At 63.4% G+C, this 24,844-nt stretch carries 24 protein-coding genes; 13 read left to right on the forward strand and 11 right to left on the reverse strand.

Annotated features, from left to right (window positions below; all coding sequences use genetic code 11):
• Window positions 1–12: 12 nt before the first annotated feature.
• Window positions 13–1,224 carry a cytochrome P450 gene (locus AAFP30_RS23310; RefSeq protein ID WP_419232409.1) on the reverse strand — a complete coding sequence of 404 codons (1,212 nt, stop codon included), beginning with the start codon at window positions 1,222–1,224 and terminating at the stop codon, window positions 13–15.
• Window positions 1,225–1,342: 118 nt separating this feature from the next.
• Between AAFP30_RS23310 and AAFP30_RS23315 the strand changes: the two genes are divergently transcribed.
• Window positions 1,343–2,260: a LysR family transcriptional regulator gene (locus AAFP30_RS23315; RefSeq protein WP_419232410.1), complete on the forward strand. Its 918-nt coding sequence runs from the start codon at window positions 1,343–1,345 to the stop codon at window positions 2,258–2,260.
• A 43-nt stretch (window positions 2,261–2,303) separates the two neighbouring features.
• On the opposite strand, the gene AAFP30_RS23320 is transcribed toward AAFP30_RS23315, so the two are convergent.
• Window positions 2,304–3,242, reverse strand: coding sequence for a VOC family protein (locus tag AAFP30_RS23320; RefSeq protein ID WP_419232411.1), 939 nt, complete (start codon window positions 3,240–3,242; stop codon window positions 2,304–2,306).
• A 27-nt stretch (window positions 3,243–3,269) separates the two neighbouring features.
• Entirely contained in the window at window positions 3,270–4,766 is a 1,497-nt protein-coding gene (locus AAFP30_RS23325) for a bifunctional 3-(3-hydroxy-phenyl)propionate/3-hydroxycinnamic acid hydroxylase (protein WP_419232412.1), read from the reverse strand.
• A gap of 315 nt (window positions 4,767–5,081) precedes the next feature.
• Between AAFP30_RS23325 and AAFP30_RS23330 the strand changes: the two genes are divergently transcribed.
• From AAFP30_RS23330 to AAFP30_RS23350, 5 genes are read left to right on the forward strand one after another with little or no spacing between them, the layout of a single operon-like run.
• Complete coding sequence (locus tag AAFP30_RS23330) at window positions 5,082–6,104, forward strand: fumarylacetoacetate hydrolase family protein (RefSeq protein WP_419232413.1); 1,023 nt, start codon at window positions 5,082–5,084, stop codon at window positions 6,102–6,104.
• Between the two features lie 43 nt (window positions 6,105–6,147).
• The gene (locus tag AAFP30_RS23335) at window positions 6,148–7,167 is read left to right on the forward strand and encodes a fumarylacetoacetate hydrolase family protein (RefSeq protein WP_419232414.1); all 1,020 of its coding nucleotides are present in this window, start codon (window positions 6,148–6,150) and stop codon (window positions 7,165–7,167) included.
• A complete protein-coding gene (locus AAFP30_RS23340) occupies window positions 7,164–8,150 on the forward strand; it encodes an ornithine cyclodeaminase family protein (protein WP_419232415.1) in 987 nt (328 codons plus the stop codon). Before AAFP30_RS23335 ends, AAFP30_RS23340 begins: the two co-directional genes overlap by 4 nt.
• A 7-nt stretch (window positions 8,151–8,157) precedes the next feature.
• The gene (locus AAFP30_RS23345) at window positions 8,158–9,648 is read left to right on the forward strand and encodes an NAD-dependent succinate-semialdehyde dehydrogenase (RefSeq protein ID WP_419232416.1); all 1,491 of its coding nucleotides are present in this window, start codon (window positions 8,158–8,160) and stop codon (window positions 9,646–9,648) included.
• A gap of 23 nt (window positions 9,649–9,671) precedes the next feature.
• A complete protein-coding gene (locus AAFP30_RS23350) occupies window positions 9,672–10,688 on the forward strand; it encodes a dihydrodipicolinate synthase family protein (RefSeq protein ID WP_419232417.1) in 1,017 nt (338 codons plus the stop codon).
• A 127-nt stretch (window positions 10,689–10,815) separates the two neighbouring features.
• On the opposite strand, the gene AAFP30_RS23355 is transcribed toward AAFP30_RS23350, so the two are convergent.
• From AAFP30_RS23355 to AAFP30_RS23365, 3 genes are all read right to left on the reverse strand, one after another.
• Entirely contained in the window at window positions 10,816–11,022 is a 207-nt protein-coding gene (locus tag AAFP30_RS23355) for a ferredoxin (protein ID WP_419232418.1), read from the reverse strand.
• A gap of 5 nt (window positions 11,023–11,027) precedes the next feature.
• Complete coding sequence (locus AAFP30_RS23360; protein ID WP_419232419.1) at window positions 11,028–11,864, reverse strand: mycofactocin-coupled SDR family oxidoreductase; 837 nt, start codon at window positions 11,862–11,864, stop codon at window positions 11,028–11,030.
• Window positions 11,865–12,086: 222 nt separating this feature from the next.
• Window positions 12,087–12,743: a TetR/AcrR family transcriptional regulator gene (locus tag AAFP30_RS23365; RefSeq protein WP_419232420.1), complete on the reverse strand. Its 657-nt coding sequence runs from the start codon at window positions 12,741–12,743 to the stop codon at window positions 12,087–12,089.
• Window positions 12,744–12,811: 68 nt separating this feature from the next.
• On the opposite strand from AAFP30_RS23365, the gene AAFP30_RS23370 reads away from it, so the two are divergent.
• The 6 genes from AAFP30_RS23370 to AAFP30_RS23395 all read left to right on the forward strand — a co-directional run bounded on the left by AAFP30_RS23370 (window position 12,812) and on the right by AAFP30_RS23395 (window position 19,531).
• Complete coding sequence (locus tag AAFP30_RS23370) at window positions 12,812–13,558, forward strand: carboxymuconolactone decarboxylase family protein (protein ID WP_419232421.1); 747 nt, start codon at window positions 12,812–12,814, stop codon at window positions 13,556–13,558.
• Between the two features lie 61 nt (window positions 13,559–13,619).
• Window positions 13,620–14,453 carry a mycofactocin-coupled SDR family oxidoreductase gene (locus AAFP30_RS23375; protein WP_419232422.1) on the forward strand — a complete coding sequence of 278 codons (834 nt, stop codon included), beginning with the start codon at window positions 13,620–13,622 and terminating at the stop codon, window positions 14,451–14,453.
• Between the two features lie 33 nt (window positions 14,454–14,486).
• Window positions 14,487–15,959: an aldehyde dehydrogenase family protein gene (locus AAFP30_RS23380; RefSeq protein WP_419232423.1), complete on the forward strand. Its 1,473-nt coding sequence runs from the start codon at window positions 14,487–14,489 to the stop codon at window positions 15,957–15,959.
• Window positions 15,960–16,104: 145 nt separating this feature from the next.
• Window positions 16,105–17,385 (forward strand): cytochrome P450, encoded by a 1,281-nt coding sequence (locus tag AAFP30_RS23385; RefSeq protein WP_419232424.1) that lies wholly within the window; start codon window positions 16,105–16,107, stop codon window positions 17,383–17,385.
• A 9-nt stretch (window positions 17,386–17,394) separates the two neighbouring features.
• On the forward strand, window positions 17,395–18,849 hold the full coding sequence (locus tag AAFP30_RS23390) for an aldehyde dehydrogenase family protein (RefSeq protein WP_419232425.1): 1,455 nt from the start codon (window positions 17,395–17,397) through the stop codon (window positions 18,847–18,849).
• A gap of 31 nt (window positions 18,850–18,880) precedes the next feature.
• On the forward strand, window positions 18,881–19,531 hold the full coding sequence (locus AAFP30_RS23395; protein WP_419232426.1) for a hypothetical protein: 651 nt from the start codon (window positions 18,881–18,883) through the stop codon (window positions 19,529–19,531).
• 104 nt (window positions 19,532–19,635) lie between these two features.
• Here AAFP30_RS23395 and AAFP30_RS23400 read toward each other — a convergent pair whose 3' ends face one another.
• The 4 genes from AAFP30_RS23400 to AAFP30_RS23415 form a co-directional block, all read right to left on the reverse strand.
• Window positions 19,636–19,992, reverse strand: coding sequence for a hypothetical protein (locus AAFP30_RS23400; protein ID WP_419232427.1), 357 nt, complete (start codon window positions 19,990–19,992; stop codon window positions 19,636–19,638).
• A gap of 84 nt (window positions 19,993–20,076) precedes the next feature.
• Window positions 20,077–21,318: an amidohydrolase family protein gene (locus tag AAFP30_RS23405; RefSeq protein WP_419232428.1), complete on the reverse strand. Its 1,242-nt coding sequence runs from the start codon at window positions 21,316–21,318 to the stop codon at window positions 20,077–20,079.
• Between the two features lie 28 nt (window positions 21,319–21,346).
• Window positions 21,347–22,114 (reverse strand): alpha/beta fold hydrolase, encoded by a 768-nt coding sequence (locus AAFP30_RS23410; protein WP_419232429.1) that lies wholly within the window; start codon window positions 22,112–22,114, stop codon window positions 21,347–21,349.
• 10 nt (window positions 22,115–22,124) lie between these two features.
• Complete coding sequence (locus tag AAFP30_RS23415) at window positions 22,125–23,009, reverse strand: fumarylacetoacetate hydrolase family protein (protein ID WP_419232430.1); 885 nt, start codon at window positions 23,007–23,009, stop codon at window positions 22,125–22,127.
• A gap of 147 nt (window positions 23,010–23,156) precedes the next feature.
• On the opposite strand from AAFP30_RS23415, the gene AAFP30_RS23420 reads away from it, so the two are divergent.
• Window positions 23,157–23,816 carry a FadR/GntR family transcriptional regulator gene (locus tag AAFP30_RS23420; RefSeq protein WP_419232431.1) on the forward strand — a complete coding sequence of 220 codons (660 nt, stop codon included), beginning with the start codon at window positions 23,157–23,159 and terminating at the stop codon, window positions 23,814–23,816.
• 49 nt (window positions 23,817–23,865) lie between these two features.
• Here the strand turns inward: AAFP30_RS23420 and AAFP30_RS23425 are convergent, their stop codons facing one another.
• Window positions 23,866–24,684 carry an SDR family oxidoreductase gene (locus AAFP30_RS23425; protein ID WP_419232432.1) on the reverse strand — a complete coding sequence of 273 codons (819 nt, stop codon included), beginning with the start codon at window positions 24,682–24,684 and terminating at the stop codon, window positions 23,866–23,868.
• Window positions 24,685–24,844: the final 160 nt, after the last annotated feature.

The following is a 24,844-nucleotide window of genomic DNA, read 5'->3' on the forward strand; positions in this document are numbered from 1 at the left end:
GTTGGTGGGTGGTCAGTCGGTCCAGGTGACGGGCAGGTCGGTGATGCCACGGAACACCCAACCGTCCCATCGGGTTTCGCGATCGGTGTCCACGGTGAGGGATGGGAAGCGTTGGTAGAGCATCGGAACCGCGATGTCCCCGACCGACGAGCGGGCCGCCCAGTGGCCGGCACACAGGTGCACTCCGCTGCCGAAGGCGAGGTGGGGTCGTCGTTCCCGATGGATGTCGAAAACCGCGGGGTCACCGGCGAAGTGGGATTCGTCGCGATTGGCCGAGCCGACGACCACGCCGATCGACGCGCCGGCCGGCAATGCCATCCCACCAAGTGTCACCTCGCGGGTGGTCTGGCGCGGGTACATGCCGATCGGCGACTGCCAGCGCACGGTCTCGTCGAACACCGACGAGAAGAGCGATGGGTCGTCGAGCACGTCGCGCCGCTGCTCGTTGTGGGTCGACAGCGCCCACACCATGTTGGTGATCATGTGTTGCGGTTCGTTCATGCCGCCGCTGATGGTCAGCTTCACGTTGGCCGCGGCGACCTCGGCCGGCAGGCCGCTGTTGATCAGCGCGGAGGTCATCGATGCGTTGGGGTGCTGGGCGTAATGCGGCAGCAGTTCGGACAGCAGGTCGTCGACCTCGGTGTGGGCCTGTTCGCAGCGCAGCCAGATGTCGGGGTCGTCGCCGACGTTGCCGATGCCGGCGATGAAGGCGTGCGACCAGCGACGCATGTCCTCGACGTCGACGCCGGGGAAGCCGAGCAGGTCGATGAGGTTCTGCGAGGCGACCGGTGCGGCATAGTCGCGGTTCAGGTCGGCATGCTTCGGTCCTGCATCCGCGAGCGCGTCGAGGTAGGTGCGCGCGTTGCGCTCGAAGAACTCGGCCCACCGCGTCTTGATCGCCTTGGGCCGCAACGTCGGATTGATCACCGTGCGCTCGGTGGCGTGATCCGGGTCGTCCTTGCGCAACATCGGGTGGCCGCCCAGGGCGCGCTTCATCGTCGCGCCCGAGCCGCCGACATCGGCGGTGTAGGTCTCCTGGTCGGATTCGATCTCGTGGCACTGGTCGTAGCCGGTGACCAGGTAGCGACTCAATGCCGGCACCCATGCAACCGGCGCCTCCCGGCGAAGGCGCTGGTAGGTGGGATAGGGATCTGCCGTCAACGCAGCCGGGTCAACCCACTCAACCGACGGACACCTCTCGGTGGTGCTACTGATCTCTGACATTGCTGGTCCTCTCCACTGCAGCGCGACGCTGCGCGCCATCTGTGATTCAGTTCACGCCACACGGAACCTCTTGTAAAGTTAAGAAAATCGAGAAACATCTGCAGTCGAGGTGAAGTAGATGGCGAAGCTCACGCTCCGGCAACTCGAGCTCATGGCAGCCCTGCCCGACTACCGCACGATGTCGGAAGCCGCTACAGCCCTTCATGTCTCGGAATCCGGGTTGTCGCAGGCGGTATCCGAGGTCGAGCGGATCGTAGGTGAGCAGCTCTGCGTCCGCCGGAAAGCCAAGGGGCTGCAGATGACCCCGGCCGGCCAGTACTTCGCGCAACGCAGCCGCCGCATCGTCGAAGAGGCCGGCTCCCTCGTCGACGAACTGTCGGCCAACCGTGGCGAGATCACCGGACCGATTCGAGTCGGGTGCTATGTGGGCTTCTCGGGCACCATCCTGCCGCCCGCGGTCGCCCACTTCGCGCGCGAGCACCCGCGGGCGCGGGTGGAGGTGCGCGTGGGCGGTGATGACGAGCTGCTCCCGGAAATACACCGGGGCACCCTGGACTTCGCCCTGCTCTACGACATCTCGCTCCCCGCGGACCTCAACCGGCGAGCCATCTACCCCACCGAGGTGACGGCCGCACTCCCGGCGGATCATCGTTTGGCGGGCCGGGCCGCGGTGTCGCTCACCGACCTCGTCGATGACCCGGTGATCCTGCTCGACACGGCGCCGAGCACCTGCCACACGCACCGGGTGTTCGCGGAGTTCGGCGTGAGCCCCACCATCCGCACGCTGGTCCCCACCATCGATCTGGCGCGGGCGTTCATCGGGCGCGGCATGGGATACGGACTCCTGATGTCACGACCGCACGCACCGGACATGTCCCCGGAGGGACTCCCCCTCGTCACGCTCCCCCTGAGTCCACGAACCGGCATGACGAACGTGGTGGCGACATGGCCGCAACAGATGACGCTCAGTCCGCGAGCCGAGGCTCTTCTCGACAAGCTGATCGAGACGATGGCATCGGGCGCCCAGGTTCGGTGACACGCCAGACGATCCAGTGTGGCCTCCACGTGCGCCGGAGTCCTCACACCGGGGGCGCGACGAAGAGTCCCTTGTCGGGATCGTTGAACATCTTGTTCGTGATGAAGTCATCGATCGGGTTCGAGGTCCCCCACTGGTCGGCCGTCTGCCAGTCGGTGACGTCGAATATCGATGGGTGCCAGGTGTCCTCGTCGAGGGTGAGGAGTTCGGTGGTGTACTCCATGGTGTTGCCGTTCGGGTCCAGAAAGTAGGTGAAGGTGTTGTCACCGGCCCGGTGTCGCCCAGGTCCCCAGATCTTCTCCCAGCCGTTTCGTATCATGCGCCCCGACCCGTACATGTACTCGTCGATGCCGCGCAGCTCGAACGACAGGTGTTGTAGGGCGACGTGCGGGCCGCGGGCGATCGCCATCGAATGATGCTGCGGACTGCATCGCAGGAAGTAGAAGATGGCACCGACGTGCGGGTGGGTGTTGGTGTCGGAGAGGCGGAAGCCGAGGTGCTTCTCGTACCAGGCGAGCAGTGCCTCCGGTTGCGGCGAGTTCACCACGACATGGGAGAGACGGACCGGGATATCCTCGCGCGGTTCGATTTTGCGGTGTTTGCGGGTAGCGACGTCGGCGGACACCTCGATCACGCGCCCCTCGAGATCGAACAAGCGGAAACCGTAACCGCCACCGGGGGAATGCAGCTCCTGCGGTTCGTGGACGAGCTGAATGCCTTCCGTCCCCAGCTTCGCGGCAAGTGCGTCGACGTCGGCTCGGGTGGGCGCGCCGAAGGCGATCAGGTCGAGCCGCTTTTCGGAGGACTCTCGTACCCGCACCGCGTACTGCTCGGGCGATCCTTCAGCGGCGAAATAGGTCAGGCCGGGCTCGCCGCCCACGACGGTTAGACCCCAGTGGTCTCGGTAGAACGACAGTTGTTTGTCGTAGTCGGGCACAGCGATGTCGACGTGCCGCAGATGGCTGATGAGACTGAAAGGCATGACTTTCCCTTTTGCTAAGTGAGTGTGTCAGCGAGCGGGTGTAGCGGACTTCGCCACCGGAACGCTGCGGAGAAGTTCGACAAGTGCCGGTGCGTCGTCGGCGCTGCCGAGAATGTAGTGGTCGGGCCGGACGATCGTGGCCCGTCGGCCCGTCGATGCCAGCAGCTCGCCGATTTGGGTGGGGTCGGTGATCACCGCGATCTCGGCGGTGTCGTGGAGCTGGCCGCGAACGTCATCCGCGAGTTCCTCGAGAATTCGGGGGTCGGCGGCCAGCAGGAATCGGTAGCCGACGATGTCGTCAAGGCGAGTGCCGTCGGCGAGGATCGGCTGGGGGCTGAGGTAGCCCGAATGGCCGTCGGCCGGATCGGCGTGCAGACCCGGGCCAAGCGGCGGCGCCGGCGGGCTGGCCGGACCGGGATTGGCACGCATGTGGGCATCGCGCTGTGCGGCAACCTCGGGCACCGTCGTCTGCACCAGATGGGCCATCTCGGCGGCACTCTGGACCCAGTATCGGGCGTGCTCCTTGCGTTCGGATTCGTATGTGTCGAGCAAGGATTCGCCGGCTAGTCCGCGCAGGACGTAGTTCAGTTTCCAGGCAAGGTTGGCGGCGTCACGCATGCCGGCGCACAGGCCCTGGCCGTACAACGGGGGCGCTTGATGTGCGGCATCGCCGGCGAAGAAGATGTCGCCCACCCGCCAATGCTCGGCGAGCCGCGCTCGGAAGGTGTAGATGGTCGCCCTATCTGGGGTGAAATGCTCCCGACCGAGCACGCCGCGGCTGACCCTCTCGATTCCCGCGGGGGTCACGAGCTCGTCGGGGTCATCACCCGGCATCACTTTGAACTCCATGCGCACGCGTTCGCCCGCCTGCCGGATCCACAACGCCGGGCGCGACCACCGTCCGAGAAACACCATGTCGCCGTCGATACCCGGCGCACCACGGAGCAGACCATCGACGACCAGCCACGGATCGTCGACCCCCAGGTTTTCCGTCTTGACTCCGAGAAGCCGGCGGACTGGCGACGATGCGCCGTCACAACTGATCACATAGCGCGCGGTATAGCTGTCCTCCTGGCCCTGCGCATCACGCACCCACACCCGGACTCCGTCCGCCTCCTGATCGACGTCGTAAACCGTCGACTCTCGTGTGATGGTCACCGAATCCTGTTGATTGATAACGCTATCGAGCAATCGTTCAACATCTGGCTGATGGAACAACACGTCGTCGTGCCAGCCCTGATCGCCGAGTTGTCCGAGTGTGGCGGCGATCAGGACCTCGTTGTCTTCGTTGAGGAATCTGAAGTCCTCCATCGGTCGACTGGTCGCCGTCACCGGTTCCGCGAGTTCCAGCGTCTGCAGCGAACGCATGGTCTCGCCATCGAAATGCACCGCGCGCGCACCGCTCCAGTGCTCGGCGTCCTTCTCGATGCCTAGTACGCGGATACCCGCGCGACCGAGTAGGCCGAGCGTTGTGGCGCCGACCGGACCCACGCCGATGACAATCACTTCGTAGTCGTGAGGCACGTCTACGTCCTCCTTCACAATCAGATCGTTGCCAGCACTTGATCAAGTACTGGACGTCTCGTATCGAACTCAATGTAACTCTCGGTGACCCGGATCACAAGCCCCGCTTCAATGACCGCGAATCCGGATTCCCATTTAGTACTGGACGTATCGTATCGGACGTGTTTGAATAACACGTGACCCGCGTTACACCAGGTCGAGTCGCGGCATCGCCGCTGTCGAAGCCGGGCGGTGGACGTGAGATGTGTGTAGAAGATTGCCTGCTAGACAACGCTTCTCACACGCACCAACGCACACCTACATCGAGGAGAGAGCATGAAACTCGGACGCATCACTGTCCCGTCTCCGGATGGCCACCAAGCCCGCATCGTGGCCGTGACCGATTCCGACACCACCGTCGTCGACCTTGCCCGAGCGTATGCGCTGTCGCTACAGCGGCGAGGCGGCACTGCCGACAGTGCGACCCGGGTGGCGCGCGCACTGTTTCCGTCGAGTATGTCCGCAGCCATCGCCGCCGGCGACGCCTTTCTCGACGCCGCCCACGTCGCACTCGTTGCTGCCGACGACGCCAGCTCAAACGTCGATGACGTCAATTTCATCGCGGCAGTTGATTCCCCGGTGATCCGCGACGGTCTCACCTACCCCACCCATATGCAGAACTTCCTGGAGAAAGTCGGTAGTAAGCCCAACCCGCAGGCGTTCAAGACGCCGCCCTTCTTCAAGGGGTCAGCCAGCCGCATCTACGGCACCGGCGAACCACTCCCCTACCCCCACTTCACCGACTTCCTCGACTGGGAGTTCGAAATCGGCATCATCGTCGGGCGCTACGGTCACAACCTGACGCCCGACGAAGCACGCGACAGCATCTTCGGATACACGATCTTCAACGACTGGTCAGCACGCGACGTACAGCCCCGCGAGATGGACATGCACATGGGTCCGCAGAAATCGAAAGACTTCGCATTCGGCATCGGCCCGTGGATCGTCACCGCCGACGAACTCGCCGATGTCGACGGACTCAAGGGCGAGGTGCGACTCAACAACGAGGTCATCTCGACGGTGGAATCGACACCACGCACGTTCGACTCCGCCGAGATGGTCGCCTGGGTGTCGGTCGCGGATGCCGTCCTGCCCGGCGATCTGATCGGCACCGGGACGATGGGCTTCGGGTCCGGGTTCGAGATCGATCGCAAGCTCACGCCCGGGGACGTCCTCGAGCTGTCGCTGGACAGGGTGGGTGTACTGAGCACACCGATCGGTGCCGTCGACACGGCGCCTTGGTGGCCGGAGGAGAAGCCATTCGCATGGGACGAGAACTGGAATCGAGTGGGATACTGACCAAACCCGAACCCGCCCAACGGAACTCGGCCGAAGGAGAATCATGAGCCAGCGACCATACGCACTCGGCACTTACGACGCGGGCGCCGGTACCTTTCCCGGACTCGTGCTCGGCGACGACATACACGACATCCGCGACTTCACGTCGTACCCGAATACCCTGGCGGTACTCGAGGATTGGGACCGCGCACAGGTCAGTCTCGCCGCCGAGGCGAACGCGCCGACCAGCGCGCCACGAAGGGCCGACGACCTGCGTGTGCACACTCCGGTGACCCCTCGTGGCCAGATCTACGCCGCCGGAGCGAACTACCGTGAGCACATCATCCAGATGGCCGTCGCGCACGGACTCGGCCGCCCGGACGCTTCTCCGGCGGAGCTCGCGACCGAAGCCGCCCGCGATATCGACGAGCGCAAGGCGCATGGCGAACCCTATGTGTGGACCGGAGTGTCGGCGTCGATGTCGGGCGCCTACGACGACGTGGTCCTACCCGCGGGCTGGGACGACCACGACTGGGAACTCGAGCTCGGGATCGTCATCGGCCGTGCCGGGCACCACATCGCGGTCGCCGACGCCGCCGACCACATCGCCGGTTACACGATCTGCAACGACCTGACCACGCGCAGCCTCGTACCGCGCCGCGACATTCCCATGATGGGCACCGACTGGATGCGGGCCAAGAACTTCCCGACGTTCTTCCCGACGGGTCCCTGGCTGGTGCCGGCGTCGTTTGTGCCCGACCCGCTGGCGCTGGGTATCCGGCTGCGACTCAACGGCAAAACGATGCAGGACAGCACAACCGGGGACATGGTGTTCGGTCCGTCCGAACTCATCTCATACATCTCCAGATTCAGTGAGCTGCGCTCCGGCGACATGATCATCACCGGCTCGCCCGCCGGCAACGGATCGCACTATGGCCGCTATCTGCGCCCCGGCGACGTGATGGAGTGCGAGATCGACGGACTCGGCATCCAACGGACCCGCTGCGTCGCCGAAAAGGACGAGAGATCAATGACCAACCCAGACCACCTCGTCATCACTTCCAGCGTTCAGGAGAGCTCGTGAGCACCCTCGTCCTCGACGACGCAACCGTGCAGTCGGTGTTCGACTGGAAGATGGCGGTCGCTGCACTCCGCGACGCTTACGCGGCCGACTCCGAGCCCAGTCGTTTCCCGCCACGCGTATTGGCCCGGGGTGGCTCCGGACTGCTGCGCACTCTCAGCGGGGTGCCCGCCAACGCGGGGCTGATGGGCACCAAGACCATCGCCGGCGCCCTCGGCGAGCGCAGGATGTTCTCTTACCTGATCTCGTTGTTCGACCCGACCACCGCCGAACTCGTCGCACTGCTCGACGGCAACTCGATAACCGGTTACCGCACGGCCGCGACGTCCGCCCTCGCAGCCGATCTCCTCTGCCCGCCAGGCGCTCTCGACGTCGCCGTGATCGGCTCCGGGTTCGAGGCGCGTAAGCACCTCGAGGCACTCACCGCGGTGCGCACGCTGACGTCGGTGACGGTCTTCAGCCCTCGCGCCGAAAGCCGTGCGCGGTTTGCTCACGACCTCGGCCACACGGCGTCGGTGGTACAACCAAGTTCTTCCCCGCAAGAAGCCGTCGCCGACGCGTCGCTGGTGATCTGTGCTGCGCGATCCTACGACGAGACCCCGACTCTGTGCGGGGCATGGCTGAAGCCGGGAAGCACCGTCGTCTCGATCGGATCGACGCTGCGCGACCAGCGAGAGGTCGACACCGACACCATCGCGCGCGCGGATGTCATCGTCGCCGACATGGTCGATGAGGTCGTGCACGACTCGGGTGATCTCCTGGCCGCGTCGGCGGCGGGCATCGATGTCAGCGATCACGTCAAGTCGTTGGCCGACATCGTCTCCGGGCGCCAACCGGGTCGGGTCCATCCGAGGCAGAACGTCCTCTACAAGTCCGTCGGTTCCGCAGTCCAGGATCTCGCCGTTGCCGCGATGTGTGTCGCCGCCGCCGAGAAGGCGAGCGTCGGCGTCGAGTTGCCCATCCACATCCGACCGGTCCAGAAATAGGAGCCTCATGACTGCCACCACCGGATCTGCCATCAGTTCGCTGTTGCGTGAACCCGCCCTGATCCGCGACGCTGCCTTTGTCGACGGCGATTGGATCCGCCAGGGGGGTGACGGAACGTTCAGCGTCATCAATCCGTCCACCGGAACCGAGATCGCGCAACTCCCCGCACTGAGCCGCGAGCAGACGGCCACCGCCATCGACGCCGCGAACCGCGCGCTCACCGGGTGGCGTGCCCGCTCGGGCAAGGACCGATCGACGATCCTGCGACGGTGGTTCGACCTGGTCACCGAGCACGCCGATGACCTTGCTGCGATCATCACCCTCGAAGAGGGCAAGCCGCTGGCCGAGGCCAGAGCCGAAGTCGCCTACGCCGCATCGTTTCTCGAATGGTTCGCCGAGGAGGCCAAACGCATCCGTGGCGACATCTTCGACGCCCCTTTGGCATCTCGCCGAATCGTGGTGCTCAAAGAGCCGGTCGGCGTATGCGCCGCAATCACCCCGTGGAACTTCCCGGCCGCGATGATCACCCGCAAAGCCGCGCCCGCGCTCGCCGCCGGCTGCACCATGGTCGTCAAGCCCGCGTCGCAGACCCCGCTCACCGCTCTCGCACTGGCAGAACTTGGCGCCCGGGCGGGTATCCCGGCCGGTGTGCTCAACGTGGTCGTCGGCAGCGCCGGCACCATCGGTCCCGAACTGACCACCAATCCGATCGTTCGTAAGGTCACCTTCACCGGCTCCACCGAGGTCGGCCGTCAGCTCATGCAGGAGTCGGCGGCCACGATCAAGAAGGTATCGATGGAACTCGGCGGCAACGCTCCGGTCATCATCTTCGACGACGCAGATCTCGAGACCGCAGTTGCCGGCGTCCTGGCCGCGAAGTACCGAAACACCGGCGAGTCCTGCATCGGCGCCAACCGGGTCTACGTGCAGGCCGGGATCTACGACCGCTTTGCCGCGGAATACTCTTCACGCACAACGCAACTCGTGGTCGGTGACGGCTTCGGCGACGGCGTGACCATCGGCCCACTCATCGATGCCGCCGGTGTCGCCAAGGTCGACGAGCACGTCCGCGACGCCGTCAGCCAAGGCGCACGGATCACCGCGGGAGGGCAGCCGAGTTCGGTCGGCGACCTGTTCTACGAACCGACCGTCCTGACCGGGGTCACCCAGACCATGCTCATCGCGCGGGAAGAGACGTTCGGTCCGATCACTCCGTTGATCCGATTCACCGATGAGGCCGAGGTGATTCGGATGGCCAACGACACCGATTTCGGACTGGCGTCCTACCTTTTCACCCGCGACAGCGAGCGGGTCTGGCGGGTCGCGGCCGCAATCGAAGCCGGCATGGTCGGGATCAACACCGGCCTGATCTCCAACGAGGTCGCCCCGTTCGGCGGGATCAAGCAGTCCGGGATCGGGCGTGAGGGCTCGGTCTACGGCATCGAGGAGTACCTCGAGATCAAGTACCTGTCCTGGGAAGGGTCACGGGACCACTGAATCCCCTGGAGGAGAGAAGAATAGTGTCTACCTACACAAAATCCGAGTCACGTGCTTGGGCGCGCGAGAATCTCATCGGCGCCGTCAACTGCACGATCCCGTCATTCACGGCCGACCTGAGAAACATCAACGAAGCCGGTATCCGACATGACATCGCCCTTGCCAAGGAGCACGGATTCGTCGGCAGTCTCGCCATCGGCGAGGTGAGCATCACTCCCGACGAGTACATCGAGTTCATCCGGATCTCCAAGGACGAGGCGGGCGACAACTTCTTCATCTGCCATCACGCTTGCTTCAACACCCTCGACGAGAACATCGAGATGGCTCAGCGGGCCCAAGCAGCCGGCGCCGACTTCATCCTGCTCACCTACCCGCCGAACTTCTACCCCGAGACCGAGGGCGAGGTATTCGACTACACCACGGCATTCGCCGATGCGACCGACCTCGCGATCATCATGTTCCCGATGACGATCTGGAACTTCTCGCGGTTGCACCCCTCCGACATACCGACCGACCTCACCCGGCGAATCATCGACGCTGCCGACAACATCGCGGTGATCAAGGCCGAGGGCGGATATCCGAACATCATGAACGCCGTGGAATGTCATCGACTTTTCGGTGACGAGGTGGTCATCTCAGTCCCGATCGAGGGTGATCTCATCCCGCTGTCACAGTTGGTCCCGATCCAGTTGTCCGCCACCAGCGACCACGAGTACTTCGGTCCGATGATCCCCCGGATCATGAAGCTCATCCGAGACGGTGATTACGAGAAGGCCACCGAGCTGTACTGGAAACTGCACCCCGCTCGCGTGGCGAAGAACGCTCTGTTCGCGACAGTGCACGGCGGATCAGTACTCAACAGGATGGGCTGGAAGTACCAGGGCTGGCTTCAGGGCTACAACGGCGGCCCGCTGCGCATGCCGACAATGCGACTGCAGGACAAGCAGATGCATGGCTACCGCGCAGCGCTGCTGGCGGCCGGTTTCGACATCCCCGATGAACCGTTGAAGGACTTCTTCATCGGACGTCACCCGGCTTGACCCCTATACGCCAGCCGCCTGGGAGGCCCTCCCAGGCGGCTGGCGTTGTGGTGCAACATGGTCGCCACCGTCCGAACCGATGCAACGTCTGGGGACACCGCACCGCACTGTGGTGACCCCGCGCCGATCACCCCTGAGAATACGAGATCGCCTGCCGCGGACAGGCACTCACAGCCGCGCGGACGACGTCACGTTTCTCCTCGGACGGATGATCATCCCACACCGCCACGTCGTCATCTCCGACTTCGAACACGTCGGGCGCCAGCAGAGCACACAGACCGTGTCCTTCACACAGCTGCGTGTCTACTGCCACCTGTAATCCATCGGCAGCCACAGCACCTACTTCAAGAGACTGCCGGCGTCCACCGCAAGGGCGAGGCCGGTGACGAAACGCGACTCATCAGACGCCAGGAACAGCACCGCGTTACTGATGTCGCGTGGCTCCACCCAACCGGTCGGCAACACGTGCATCATCTGTGCGACGACGGCGAGGTCGTCCGGTCCCGGGTTCTCCAGATCGGGCCGGAACATCTTCATCGTGCCCTCGTTCATGAACATCGGGGTGTTGACGTTCGTCGGGAGTACCGAATTGACGCGGATGGACTTCTCGCCGAGCTCGACGGCGAAACTCCGCATCAACCCGATGACGCCATGCTTTGCCGCGATGTAATGACCGGTGTTGGGATATGCCTTCATCCCGCCCACCGAACTGGTCAGCACCACCGAGCCGCCACCCGCAGCAAGCAGATGGGGCACACCGGCTTTCACCGTCTTCCACACGCCGGAGAGGTTGACGTCGATCATGTCCTGCCAGTCGGTCTCACTGGTCTTGTCGAGTGTCTCACCCCCGTTTCCGATTCCCGCGTTCGCAACAATGACGTCAAGGCGCCCCAATTGCTCTACACCGTTGTCCAGCGCGGCCTTCAGCGCGTCGTAGTCACGGACGTCGACCTCGGTCGCGATGATCCGACGATTATGCTGCTTGACCAACTCCACGGTCTCGGCGAGATCCGCAGACGTCGACGCCGCGATCGAGGTGTCTTCGGTTACCGGCCCGCAGATGTCAACCGCGATGATGTCGGCGCCTTCCTCCGCCAATCGCAATGCGTGACTGCGGCCCTGTCCGCGCGCGGCGCCGGTGACGAACGCGACCTTGCCTTCCATACGTCCAGCCATGGGATACACCAACTTTCAACAGATGTGATTGATTGAGCTGCGCCCGCCATCGGGTTCGCTGTCGCCGACACAGATGCCGGACGCTCGAAATGCAGTGTTGCACGGGTCACATCAGATTGTCAACGGCCAGGTGATCGAAAGTTACTGTCATAGTGACTCTTTCGAGGACACATGGGAAGAGTCGACCGGAGCACTGACCGAGGAATCTAATTCCCCTGCACCCTAACGCAATTCGCTATCGTTCCAGATCTTCAACGCAGCAAGCGTCTCGCTGGATGGCTCGAGAGTGAGAAGCGCTACCAAGCTGTCGAGCAACTGGCTCACGTGCACCGCGTATGGGGGGACCGCTTCGCCGAGTTCCTTGGTGCGGCGACGGTCCGTGCACACATGCAGACAGGTAGCGGTCGCCTGACTGATTCTGATCTCGCGCAGTTCGGCCGGCACGGATTCGAGCAGGTCACCGACGCGGTCATAGTAGGCCTGCTCGGTCAACTGATTGGCCAGAGGTAGATCGTGGAACGGATGCGACGTCCGCTCGAGTTGCTCGATGAACTCCAGGTAGTAGCAGTCGCCGTCCTCACCGAGTTCGATTAGAGGTAAGTGCTGAGCCTCGACTACCGACCGTACGTCCCCGAGATCCGCGCGGGCGTAGAGCAACGCACGGCGGCGGTCGAGATCGTCAACTCGATTGGACAAAACCGCTGTGACCAGCGCGTCCTTGGAACCGAAGTGATACTGGACCGCCGATTTGTTCGCGGTGCCGGCTTCCGTCGCGATCTGCCGCAACGCCACACCATCGAGACCGTGGAGCGCATAGAGCCGCTCGGCGGTCAATATCAGTCGCTCCTTGGCGGAGCGCGCCTCTGTCGGCATAACCATAATCAAACCATAGACAAATTAGGTCGCACGACTTAATATTCAGTCACTAGCACTGAGAGGTGGGTCACATGACCAGCAGCCCGATGGATACTTACAGCCCCGCGGAGTCCAGCGCCATCACCCCGTTTGAACAGGCACAACAGTCCTGGGCCCAGGATCAGGTCTGGGCCCGCCCCGGCTTGGGAAGGCGTGAGCGGCGATGGGTGACGCTTACCTGCGTAGGTGCCGCGGACGCACAGAAGCCGATCGCCGACCAGGTCGACGATGCTCTACGTAGTGGTGACATCACCATTGACGAGATGCTCGAGTTCGTGCTGCACTTCGCGGTGTACAACGGTTGGCCCAAGGCCTCTCATCTCGAAGGGGTCATCCGGCGGGCGTGGGCGGTGATCGACCGCGAGGCCGGTGGCACCGGAGCGGTGCGCAAGCCTGAGAACGACAGCCTTGGAATCAACGACTGGGACAGCAGAATCGCCAGTGGCACAGAGGAATTCATCGATGTCAATCTGATCGAGGCCCCCGAACCGTCGACGCCCTACATCCATGCGGGCATCCTCAACTTCGTGTTCGGCCACGTGTGGCAACGACCGGGACTCAGTCGTCGCGATCGTCGCTTCATCACAGTGGCGTCGGTGGCGGTCTGCGACGCCCTCACCCCCCTGCACTCCCATACCGGATCGGCCTTGGAATCCGGCGACATCACCAAGTCCGAGATGGATGAGGTCGTCCTGCAACTGGCCGCCTACTCAGGTTTCGCGAAGGCCGAGGCGCTGCACTCCGCCAGCGAAGAGGCCTGGGCGCGCATCACTTCGTAATCAACAGCCCCACTTCCCATTCCGGCTCCCGCCGACTACACGAAAGAAGACGAGACAAAACATGTCAGGACTCGAAGGACGCGTTGCATTCATCACCGGCGCCGGCCGTGGACAAGGTCGTGCGCATGCCATCCGACTTGCCCAAGAGGGCGTCGACATCATCGCCGTCGACATCTGCGAGAACGTCGCGTCGATGACCTATCCGAATGCATCTCTAGAGGACCTCGAAGAGACCGCACGCCTTGTCGAGAAGGAGGGCCGCCGAGCGGTCGCCCGAAAAGCCGATGTCCGCGACTTCGCGGCGCTCTCCGCCGCATTCGACGAAGGCTATGCAGAGTTCGGCCGCGTCGACATCATCATCGCCAACGCCGGAATCATCAAGATGGGACCCGAGGATCCCGACAATTTCTTGGCTGAGTGGAACGATGTCATCGACACGAACCTGACAGGCGTGTTCCACACCATCCGCGCCGCGCTGCCCGCCATGCGTCAGGGAGAGCGGGGAGGGTCGATCGTGATCACGAGCTCCTCCGCGGGCATCAAGGCGTCGGCCTCCATCAACGCGAGTGGCAACGCCTATGCCTCGGCGAAGCGCGGAGTGGTGGCACTGATGCAGGGATTGGCCAATTACCTTGCTCCGGAATGGATTCGCGTCAACACGATTCACCCGACAGGGGTGGCCAGCGGCATGACCATCAACGAGGCCATGCAGAAGCTGATGGTCGAGGCGGCGGCCGGCGGCGCAAACACCATCTCCGGCATGCAGAATGCGTTGCCGATTCAGATGCTCGAAGCCGAAGACGTTGCGAACGCCGTCGCGTACCTCGTCTCCGACGAGGCGAAGTTCATCACCGGCACTCAGTGGGCGCTCGATGCCGGATTCACCGTTCGATGAAAACCATTCACGTTCAATCGAATCGAGCAAGTGTTGACTGCCACCATTGATCCGCGCACAGCGGATGTGCTGCCCACCGGCCTGCTGATCGCCGGCGACTCGGTCACCGACTCGTCCGGCGGAACCCACGATCACATCTATCCTGCGACCGGAATCGCAAACGCGACAATCGCTCTCGCCGGGGATACCGAGGTCGATCGCGCGGTGACCGCCGGGCGTGAAGCGCAACGGGAATGGATGTCCCTGCCGATCGGACGACGTCGCGACATCATGTTCGACCTCGCCGACGCCGTACATGACAACATCGACGAACTCGGTCGACTGAGCATCCACGATTTCGCGGTGCCGCTGCGCACCGCACCCGGTCACGCGATGCTCGCCGAGAGTTTCATCCGCTACTACGCGGGCCATGTCGACAAGGCACACGGCGAGACATCGCAGGTGTCCGGCAAACTCGACCTCAACATCGTCGAGCGGGAACCCTACGGCGTGGTCGGCGTCATCGCACCGTGGAACGGTCCGATGGTGGTCGTGGGGATGAGCGTCGCCCCTGCACTCGCCGCAGGCAACGCGGTCATTCTCAAACCGTCCGAACTTTCCCCCTTCAGCGCGTTGCGGTTCGGCGAGATCTGCGTCGAGGCCGGACTGCCCCGCGGGCTCGTCAACGTCCTACCCGCCGCCGCTGAGGGAAGTCGCGCGCTCGTCGCCCACCCCGGCGTCGGCAAGATCCACTTCACCGGTGGCGGAACTACCGCTCGTGAGGTATTGATCACGGCCGCAGCAAATCTCACGCCTGTGGCGACCGAACTCGGCGGCAAGTCGGCGAACATCATCTTTGCCGATGCCGATCTCGATCAAGCTGCCATTCTGGCAGCCTGGCAAGGACCGCTCGGCCAGTCCGGACAGAGTTGCGCGTGCGGTAGCCGGATTCTCGTGCAGAGTGCGGTCTATGACGAGTTCATGCAGCGATTCCTCGCGGTTCTGGCCGCAGCGAAGATCGGCGATCCATTCGACACCGACGTGATGGTCGGGCCGGTCATCAGCGAATCGTCGATGACCCGCATCCTCGGCGTCATCGACGACGCCGCACGAAACCAGGACGGCACGCTCGTCACCGGCGGACAGCGAGTGAACGGAGAACTCGCGGACGGCTACTACCTGGAACCGACGGTCTTCGCCGATGTCGACAACAAGTCTGCCCTCGCACAGCACGAGACGTTCGGTCCCGTGGTTTCCGTCATGCGGTTCGACGACGATGACCAGGCCATCGCCCTGGCCAACGACACCGACTACGGCCTCAACGCCTACGTCCAGACCATGAACCTTCCACGAGCACACCGCATTGCACGGGCACTGCAATCCGGGTCGGTGTGGGTCAATCGAAACAGCGACATCTCGCCGCAGGGCCCGTACGGCGGCTTCAAGAAGAGCGGAACCGGACGCTCCGGCGGCGTCGAAGGTCTCTACGAATTCCAACAGGTCAAGAACACGCGTATCGGACTCTGATCCGGTTCTGGTCCAGTGCCGGGTTAGTATCTCGCTCTCATCCCGCTCACCGAGCATCTCGACGTCCCTCTTGAGCCGCTCATCGGCGGCCATGTTGACTCCCCAGCCCACATTCCCCTCTTCATGATGAAAGGTCTTGTCAGCCATGACGAATCCAGCCACAGTGGACTACTTCTCCGACAGCAAGGTGTCGCAGGACCCGTACGAGTACTGGGACCATCTGCGTAGCCAAGGTCCGGTGACGCGTGAGCCTTACCAGAACGTGATCGCGGTGACCGGCTACCAAGAGGCGCAGGAAGCCTTCAAGGACACCGAATCGTTCTCCGCCGTCAACGCCATCGGCGGCCCCTTCCCTCCCCTGCCGTTCGAACCGGTGGGCGACGACATCACCGAGCTGATCGAAGCCCATCGACATGAGTTCCCCATCTTCGAGCACATGGTCACCATGGACCCGCCCGACCACCAGAAGGCACGGTCGCTCCTGCTCCGGCTGTTGACCCCGCGCCGACTGCAGGAGAACGAAGAGTTTGTCTGGAACCTGGCCGACCGACAGATCGACGAGTTCATCAAGCGTGGCGCGTGCGAATTTCTCGGTGACTACGGTAAACCCTTCGCCACCTTGGCCATTGCCGATCTTCTCGGTGTTCCCGACGAGGATCGCGACGAGGTCCGCCGCAACCTCGGTGCCGGCAACGCCCCGGGCAGCCGGGTCGGCGCGCTCGACCACGAGCCCGTCGGCAGCAATCCCCTTCAGTATCTCGACGACCTCTTCGCCGGCTATATCGAAGCCCGCCGCAGCGAACCACGCGACGACGTCCTCGGCGGACTGGCATCGGCCACCTATCCGGACGGTTCGGTGCCGCCGGTGATCGAGGTGGTACACCCTGCGACATTCCTGTTCGCTGCGGGCCAGGAAACGGTCACCAAGCTCCTCAGCTCCGCACTGCTCACGTTGTGCGAACGGCCGGACCTTCAAGATGAATTGCGGGCCGATCGCAAACTGATCATCCCGTTCATCGAAGAAGCCCTGCGCATGGAGAGCCCCACGAAGGTCGATTTCCGTCTGGCCCGTAAGTCGACCACGCTCGGCGATGTCGATATCAAGGCCGGCACCGTCATCATGCTGTGCCTCGGAGCAGCCAACCGCGATCCACGAAAGTTCGAGAACCCCAATGAGTTCCGGCTGGACCGCAAGAACGTGCGGGAGCACATTGCGTTCGGTCGCGGCATCCATACCTGCGCGGGCGCACCGCTCGCGCGCGTCGAGGGCCGGGTAACGATCAATCGGCTGCTCGACCGGATGACCAATATCCGGCTCAACGAAACGATCCACGGACCCGCAGGAAACCGGAACTTCAGCTATGAGCCGACGTTCCTCCTGCGTGGACTCACGGAACTGCACATCGAGTTCGACGAGAAGAATTGAGACAAGACAATGACTGTGGACAGCATTCTGGACGAACTACGCAGCCGGCCCGGCGACGGCGATCTGATCCCGATCATCAACCCGGTCACCGAAGAGCCCATCGCGGAGTTCACCGATGGCGGGGCGAAGGCGGTGGACGAAGCAGTCGGGCGCGCCCGCGCATCGTTTGAATCCGCCGTCTGGCACGGGCTGCCCGGAAACGAGCGCGCCAAGATCATGTGGCGGATCGCCGATCTCATCGATCAGCACGCCGGAGATCTCGCAGCGCTCGACTCGTTGAACACCGGCATGAATTTCGAGCAGGCCAAATCCATCATGGGCACCAGCGCCGAGGTCTTCCGGTACTACGGCGGGTGGTGCACCAAGCTGAACGGCATCGCCCATGACGTCCAGATGACCGGCGGCATCACCGGCGCCTACTCGAACATGCACGCCTACACGCTCAAAGAGCCCTACGGCGTCGTCGGTCTCATCTTTCCGTGGAACGGACCAGTCTTCAACGCGGCGGCCAAACTTGGGCCTGCGCTCGCCGCCGGTTGTAGTACTGTCGTCAAACCCGCGGAGGAAACGCCACTGTCGGCTGTTCTGCTCCAGCGAATCCTCGCCGAGGCCGGCGTCCCCGACGGCGTGGTGAATCTGGTGACCGGATATGGGCACACCGCGGGCAAGGCGCTCACCGAACATCCGGATGTGGACAAGATCGCGTTCACCGGCTCGACGGAGGTGGGCAAGCAGATCATCGGTGCGGCCGCCGGCAACCTCAAGCGCGTCATGCTCGAACTCGGCGGAAAGTCACCGGTTCTCATCTATGACGACGCCGATCTCGAACAGGCGATCATGATGGCCGGCATGGGCATCTTCATCCACTCGGGCCAGGGATGTATCTGCGGCTCAAGGATCTTCGTGCAGCGGGGGGTCTACGACCAAGTCGTCGAAGGACTCTCCATGGTGGCCAATGGCGTCAAGCTCGGCGGCCCCGACGAGGAAGGCACCCTGATCGGTCCACTGATCAGCGAGAAGCAACTGGGTCGCGTCATGGGGTTCATCGACGATGGGAAGGAGAACGGGGTCGAGGTCGTGACCGGCGGTCATCGACTCGACCGTCGCGGCTACTTTGTCCACCCCACGGTCGTGACCGATGTCGACCCGTCGATGAATCTCTATCAGCAAGAGATCTTCGGTCCCGTCGTCGCCGTCATGCCGTTCGACGACGACGACGAAGTCGTCGCGCTGGCCAACAACTCTGACTACGGACTGGCTGCGACGGCGTGGACCAAGGACATCGCTCGCGCACACCGGCTGGCCAAACGTCTGGAGGCCGGCACGGTAACCCTCAACTGCCAGATGGTATTCGACCACTCGATGCCGTTCGGCGGCTACAAGCAATCCGGCTGGGGACACGAGTGGGGCCGCGACGGCGTCGAGAGCTACCTGCAGACCAAGACCGTGTACACGCAGCTGTGAGCTGTATGACCGGCAGGAGTACCCGACCGCCATGGAGCCTTCAGTGAAATTTCGATCCATCGACCAGGAATACGGAGACATTGTGAAGACTGTGTCCGGAAATGTGGTGTATCACCCGTCCTTCGGAGCGCGAGAGGTGTCACGCATGCGGGCTGCGGCGCGTCGGCGCCCGTTGCGCCATCGTCTCGCGGTGGTCGCGGCGGACCCCGTCGAGGCGCTCATGTTGTCCGGCGGATGGGTGTTCGATCAATCGCTGGCCGGCTGGGATGTCAGTGTTCACGTCTTGGAGGGAGGGGATCCGCGTCCATGGCAGATATTGGGTGCCGACATCTACAACTTGCGTTGTTCACTCGATCGGCGCGACGCCGATCCGTGGCCAGAGGCATTGGCGATTTCGGCGACGTTGCTGGATTCGGATGCCGGGATCCGGGACGAGGCCGTCTCGGCCATCGAGTCCGGTCGTTGCGAGATGCGAATCCTCGGTGCAACTGAAATGGCTGGATTGCCATCCCGATTGGCTCCGGATCAGCACCATCTCAGCCTCGCCGCACAGGCGTTCAAACGCCGCGCCGTCGAAGCAGCGCATATGCAAGCTGACATGGTCGGCGCGACAGAAGGTTTTCTGTCGTCCACTCCGATGCCATTGGCCGCAGCGGCGGAGTTGATCTCGCTGAGTTGCTGACGATTCCGGGGCGCAGCCACGGCGACGTGGCTGCGCCCCGGAATGGGCATCTACCGCCCCATGGGTGAGGTGTGGGTGAGTTCCTCGGCACCCACTGCGCTTGCCTATTGACAGGTGCGAGCCTGCCGCTTGGTGGTGACTGTACTGATGCGGTCCCGAAGTTCGGCGGGTACGTCCCAATCATCCGGCGCACCGGTGTCACTGGCGTCATAATCACGGGTGGCGGCAGCCAGTGCCGGAGCATCGGCACCGGTCAGCTTGGTGAATCGCACGCGTGCCTTTCCTGGCGCATCGAGCGCTGCCACACCATCCTCGGGGCAGCCACCGAGGCAGAGGACATGCCGAACCGCACCGGGTTCGACGGCGCCGTCACGTGCGAACACATCATCGAGCTCATGACGGAAGGTTCCGCTGGCCGGTAGGTCGTAGCGCGGACAGGTACGACAGATGAGGAGGGGCATGACGGCTTGTCACCCTTGGTCGTGCGCGATGCCGACATGGAGCGGAGCTGCCCATGTCGGCCTCGGCGGTGGTTGTATGTCGGTTCAGGCGGCTGGGGTTTCCGCCGCCTCCTTGTGGAACTTGCCGTCCTTCATGATGTAATGCAGACGATCCTGATCCTGCAGGATCGTGATGTCGGCAATCGGATCACCGTCGACCAGGATGAGATCAGCGAGAAAGCCGGGTGCGACCTTTCCGAGTTCATCTGGGCGAAGCATGATTTCGCCGCCCTGTGCGGTGGCCGCGAGGATCGCTTCCATCGGGGTGAAACCAAGCAGTTCCACGAAGTGTTGTAGATCGCGCGCGTAGGTGCCGTGCGGTGTCCACGCGAATCCATAGTCACCGCCCGGCAACACACGGATCCCGCGACGATGCATTTCACGCAAACCTTCTATCGCACAGTCGAGTTCGTGCTTGTAACCAACTGCCTCGGCGGCCTCTTGCGGGAAGCCGAAGGACGCGGCCTCGTAGAGTGTGGCGACCAGCCAGTTGATGGCGGGCGCAACGAATACCTTGTCCTTGTTGGCCTCGAGCATGTCCATGCCCTCAGCGTCGGTGTAGCTGGCGTGGTAGATGATGTCGACTCCGTTGCGCACACACATCTTCACGCTCTCGGCGCTGCGGGCGTGGGCGCACACGCGCTTGTTGAATCGATGAGCCTCGGTGACCGCGGCAGCACACTCCTCCTCGGAGAAGTACGTGTCATCGGCGTGCATGTCGGCGATCTCCTCGCCGGTCATCGAAAGTTTGACCTGATCTACACCAACCGCGACGAGCTCCCGGACGGCTTTCCGCATGCCTTCCGGCCCATCGGCGAACTTGGTGATCGATTTGACGATGGCGCCGCCGGTGACCGCGATCTCCGGCCCGTTGGCGAGGTAGCGCGGTCCAGGGAAGCGCCCCGCGTTGATCGCGTCTCGGGCAACAACATCGAGTCGTTCCTTGGCCGACGCCGCACCGACACACATGGTGTACCCGTAATCGAGAAAGGTTTTGGCCGACTCCAGACAGAACAGCAGATGCTCCTCGGTCGGCATGTTGCCCAGCCCTTCGAGATCTGCAGAGTTGTTCCAGGAGAAGTGGGTGTGCGCGTCGCACAGTCCCGACATCAGGGTGCGGCCACGTCCTTCGATGACGCGTGCCCCATCGACCTGACCGTCGGTGACGGTGCCGACCGCGACGATCCGATCGTTGTCCACCAGGACATCGCCCGGATACGGGTCGACGCCCGTCGAGTCGAGAATATTGACGTTGCGAAACAAGACTTTGGCTGACGGTACGGACATGGCTGTGCTCCTCGTTGAGGCTGTGGGGTTAAAGGAAGTCGACCAGCAGGTCGGTGACGGGTCCGGCTGCTTCCAGCGCGGTCCAGTGGCCGACGCCGGGAAGTATTTTGACGGTCGCCGAGCCGTGCGTATCGGCGATCGCCTGGCTCACCGTCGGTGGCCCGACCTTGTCCTGGTCGCCGGTGATCAACAGAAGGTCGATGGTGCCGGCAATGTCACCGGGGTCACCGGCAGCGGCGAGTGCTTCGCAGTTGCGGGCGTAGCCCTCGGCATCTTGACGCATCACCAACTCACGGACAAACGCGGCGACTTCAGGCTTGTCGTTTCGGGTCGACTCCGAGAGCGCATTGGCGACCACGCCCGGGGCCACGGCCGAAGTGCCTTTGTCCCGCAACACAGCGGCACGATCACGTTGGGCCTGTCGGCCGGCGTCAGCCGGTTCGGCGACGGCGCCGAGCAGCGCGAGTTTGGTCACCTTGTCCGGATGCTTGGCGGCGAACTCGCGCGCCACCAGAGTGCCCATCGAGTGGCCGACGACAGCTGCCGATTGAATGCCCAGAGCGTCGAATACGGCGTCGACGTCCTCGGCGTGACGGCCGATGCTGATGTCATCAGCGGTCGCCGAGCGGCCGGCGCCTGCGGAATCGATCCGCACCACTCGATGGTTCTCGGAGAGCGCCTGCGCTTGAATCTGATAGAAGTTCCCGGTGGCGCCCAGGCCGTGGATCATGACGATGGCCGGTGCGTCGTCGGGGCCGTCGGTCTCGACGGCGAGATCTGTCCCGTTGATGTGCACTGTTGGCTCCTCAGGCGATTCGGTTGCGCTGTGCGCCCAGACCAGTGATCGACACCTCGACGACGTCCCCCGACGACAGGAAACGCGGCGGATCGAATCCGATACCCACACCGGCCGGCGTTCCGGTGGCGATGACGTCGCCCGGCAACAGCGTGATGCCGGCCGACAGCACACTGATGAGTTCAGGGATGTCGAAGATGAGGTCCTTGACCGCCGCGGACTGGCGTGCGGCCCCATTCACGTGGCTTTCGACGCGCAGCGCGGTCACGTCCACGATCTCGTCGGCGGTGACCGCATACGGACCCATCGGGCAGTGGGTGTCGAGAGACTTGCCGATGGTCCACTGCTTGTGTTTCCGCTGCAGATCGCGGGCCGTCACATCGTTGACGATGGTGTAACCCCATACGTGATCGAGCGCATCGTCGTAGGAGATTCCACGACCCCCGGTACCGATGATGACCGCCAACTCTGCCTCGTAGTCGAGTTCAGACGTGACCCCGGAATGGGGATCGATGTCATCGAATGGTCCGGTGACCGAGGTCGTCGCCTTGGTGAACACAACCGGATCCTCGGGGAGCGCCTCGGACCGATCGGGCTGGTCGTACCCCGAACGCCCGAATTCGGCGACGTGCTCCCGATAGTTCTTGCCCACACAGAAGATGTCGCGGCGCGGAGTCGGAATCGGTGCGAGCAACCGCACCTTCTCCAGCGGTACCGAAGGCTGCGACGGTGCCTGCGTGGTGATCGCGCCCTGCAGACTCGACCAATTCTCGATCACCTCGAGCATCCCCGAACCGGCCGGAAGGAGATCCCCGATATCGCGGACTTCGCCGGCATCTACATCGACCACGCCCACCCTGGTCTCGGTTCCATTCGAGTACGTCACCAGTTTCATTGCAAACCAATCTGAATCAATGTGACCAATTTGGTCATGAAGGGACCATACGCGTGCGGCCAAGCGCTGTCTAGGCCCAATTACATGGGCATTTCTGTCACCTGAATTGGTCTTGATTGGTCACCACAAATATCCGATCATGGACGCATGACCATCGAGCAGGAGATACGCGAGTATCTCTCCCAAAGGACAACCGAGGGAACTTTCCAGCCTGGATCGAAACTGCCCACCGAGCGGCAGATGGTGGAACAGTTCGCTGCGCCACGCTCCGCGGTGCGCCGCGCACTCGAGTCCCTCGAACGCGATGGTGTGGTCATACGTCACGTCGGACGAGGCACGTTCCTCACCGAAGCGGCAGTCGCCGCCTCGGGCGGGGCGCCGGCCGACACCAGCCCGGCCGAGATCATGCAAGCGCGCATGGTGCTCGAGCCCCAGGTGTCCGCGGTCGCCGCGCGAGAAGCAACCCGAGCCGACCTGGATCGGATCGGCCAGTATCTGGAGGCGGGCGGTCGAAGCCATGACTTCGAGGGCTTCGAGAGCTGGGATGGCAAGTTACACCGCGCAATCGCCGAAGCTGCCCACAACGGATTGATCCTCAACATGTACGACGTCCTCAATGCCGGACGCGCACTACCAATTTGGGGCACTCGAAAGCGACGGGCCTTCAGCCTGGAACGCCGGAGTTGCTACCACGACGAACACGTCGCGATCGTCGACGCGTTGCGTGATCGCGACCCTGATTCGGCTCAGTCCGCCATGCGCACACACTTGATCCATGTGTCCGACAATCTCCTGGGTCCCAGCTGATGTACGAACCCGAAATCCCGCCGCAACAGTTGATTAGCGAAGCGAGACTTCACTCAACCATCCGCGCCGCAACCACACCACCGTCGACGAGAAGGTCGGTGCCGGTGATGAAATCGGCGTCCGGGCCGAGGAGGAATGCGGCGGCTGCGGCAATGTCGCCTGGTGTCCCCAATCGACGGCGCGGTGAGGCGTCGAGCATGCCGCGCATCGACGACCCCGACTCGCCGGCGAGTTCGTCACGACCCTGCCGGGTGGAAATGATCCCGGGACTGATCGAATTGATCCGGGCGCCCCGCGCTCCCCACCGGACCGCAGCGGCTGCCGTGCGTAATTGATTGGCGCGCTTGGCAATGGCATAGGCATAAGGAGCCGACGGCAACGCATCGGAGTCAAGGAAGGGCAGCGACAACAGTTCGTCGGGTGGAGTCACCCGCAACGCCTGTTCCATCTCGGAGCTCACACTGGGCGCGGCAAGGGTTCCCGCCATGCTGGCGATCACCACGCCCGAGCCACCGGGCGCGATCACTTCACCGAACTCCTCGACTGACAGCGCCACACCCAAGAGATCGACGGCAAGGATCGATGACGTATCGGACTTGGCGGCCGAAACCCCGGCTGTGTGGACCAGATGCCGGACCGGACCGAGATCGGCCGCGGCACGCGCCAGGTTCCGGACGGACTCCGCCGACGACACATCGACGGCCATCGGCGTGACGTCGTAGCCGTCGTCGGCCATCGCCTCGTGTGTGTGGGCCAGCAGGTCGGGGTCGTGGTCGGCGAGCACGATACGCGCACCGGAGCCGACGCGTCGCGTGATGGCCTGGCCCATGCCGCCGACGCCGACGGTCACGATGATGTTGGTGGTCATCGGGACCTTTCTTTCACATGGTGTTGTGCTGCATAGTATTTGGCTTGCGTGGTTTCGACTCGCCCTCGCCTAGTACTACAGCCGTAGATCGCGGTTCGTGAGAATCTTGCGGCGTGTTTGCGCAGGTTAGGGCGGTTGTCGGGGCATGATTCGGAATTTG

It is taken from the genome of Gordonia sp. CPCC 205515 (assembly GCF_048537925.1).
GTDB lineage: Bacteria > Actinomycetota > Actinomycetes > Mycobacteriales > Mycobacteriaceae > Gordonia.

Excerpts from the sequence above, each read along its gene's own strand:
- AAFP30_RS23310 (WP_419232409.1), bottom strand. The coding sequence starts at position 1,224 with ATGTCAGAGATCAGTAGCACCACCGAGAGGTGTCCGTCGGTTGAGTGG.
- AAFP30_RS23315 (WP_419232410.1), top strand. The coding sequence starts at position 1,343 with ATGGCGAAGCTCACGCTCCGGCAACTCGAGCTCATGGCAGCCCTGCCC.
- AAFP30_RS23320 (WP_419232411.1), bottom strand. The coding sequence starts at position 3,242 with ATGCCTTTCAGTCTCATCAGCCATCTGCGGCACGTCGACATCGCTGTG.
- AAFP30_RS23330 (WP_419232413.1), top strand. The coding sequence starts at position 5,082 with ATGAAACTCGGACGCATCACTGTCCCGTCTCCGGATGGCCACCAAGCC.
- AAFP30_RS23335 (WP_419232414.1), top strand. The coding sequence starts at position 6,148 with ATGAGCCAGCGACCATACGCACTCGGCACTTACGACGCGGGCGCCGGT.
- AAFP30_RS23345 (WP_419232416.1), top strand. The coding sequence starts at position 8,158 with ATGACTGCCACCACCGGATCTGCCATCAGTTCGCTGTTGCGTGAACCC.
- AAFP30_RS23360 (WP_419232419.1), bottom strand. The coding sequence starts at position 11,864 with ATGGCTGGACGTATGGAAGGCAAGGTCGCGTTCGTCACCGGCGCCGCG.
- AAFP30_RS23365 (WP_419232420.1), bottom strand. The coding sequence starts at position 12,743 with ATGGTTATGCCGACAGAGGCGCGCTCCGCCAAGGAGCGACTGATATTG.
- AAFP30_RS23370 (WP_419232421.1), top strand. The coding sequence starts at position 12,812 with ATGACCAGCAGCCCGATGGATACTTACAGCCCCGCGGAGTCCAGCGCC.
- AAFP30_RS23375 (WP_419232422.1), top strand. The coding sequence starts at position 13,620 with ATGTCAGGACTCGAAGGACGCGTTGCATTCATCACCGGCGCCGGCCGT.
- AAFP30_RS23385 (WP_419232424.1), top strand. The coding sequence starts at position 16,105 with ATGACGAATCCAGCCACAGTGGACTACTTCTCCGACAGCAAGGTGTCG.
- AAFP30_RS23390 (WP_419232425.1), top strand. The coding sequence starts at position 17,395 with ATGACTGTGGACAGCATTCTGGACGAACTACGCAGCCGGCCCGGCGAC.
- AAFP30_RS23395 (WP_419232426.1), top strand. The coding sequence starts at position 18,881 with ATGGAGCCTTCAGTGAAATTTCGATCCATCGACCAGGAATACGGAGAC.
- AAFP30_RS23400 (WP_419232427.1), bottom strand. The coding sequence starts at position 19,992 with ATGCCCCTCCTCATCTGTCGTACCTGTCCGCGCTACGACCTACCGGCC.
- AAFP30_RS23405 (WP_419232428.1), bottom strand. The coding sequence starts at position 21,318 with ATGTCCGTACCGTCAGCCAAAGTCTTGTTTCGCAACGTCAATATTCTC.
- AAFP30_RS23415 (WP_419232430.1), bottom strand. The coding sequence starts at position 23,009 with ATGAAACTGGTGACGTACTCGAATGGAACCGAGACCAGGGTGGGCGTG.
- AAFP30_RS23420 (WP_419232431.1), top strand. The coding sequence starts at position 23,157 with ATGACCATCGAGCAGGAGATACGCGAGTATCTCTCCCAAAGGACAACC.
- AAFP30_RS23425 (WP_419232432.1), bottom strand. The coding sequence starts at position 24,684 with ATGACCACCAACATCATCGTGACCGTCGGCGTCGGCGGCATGGGCCAG.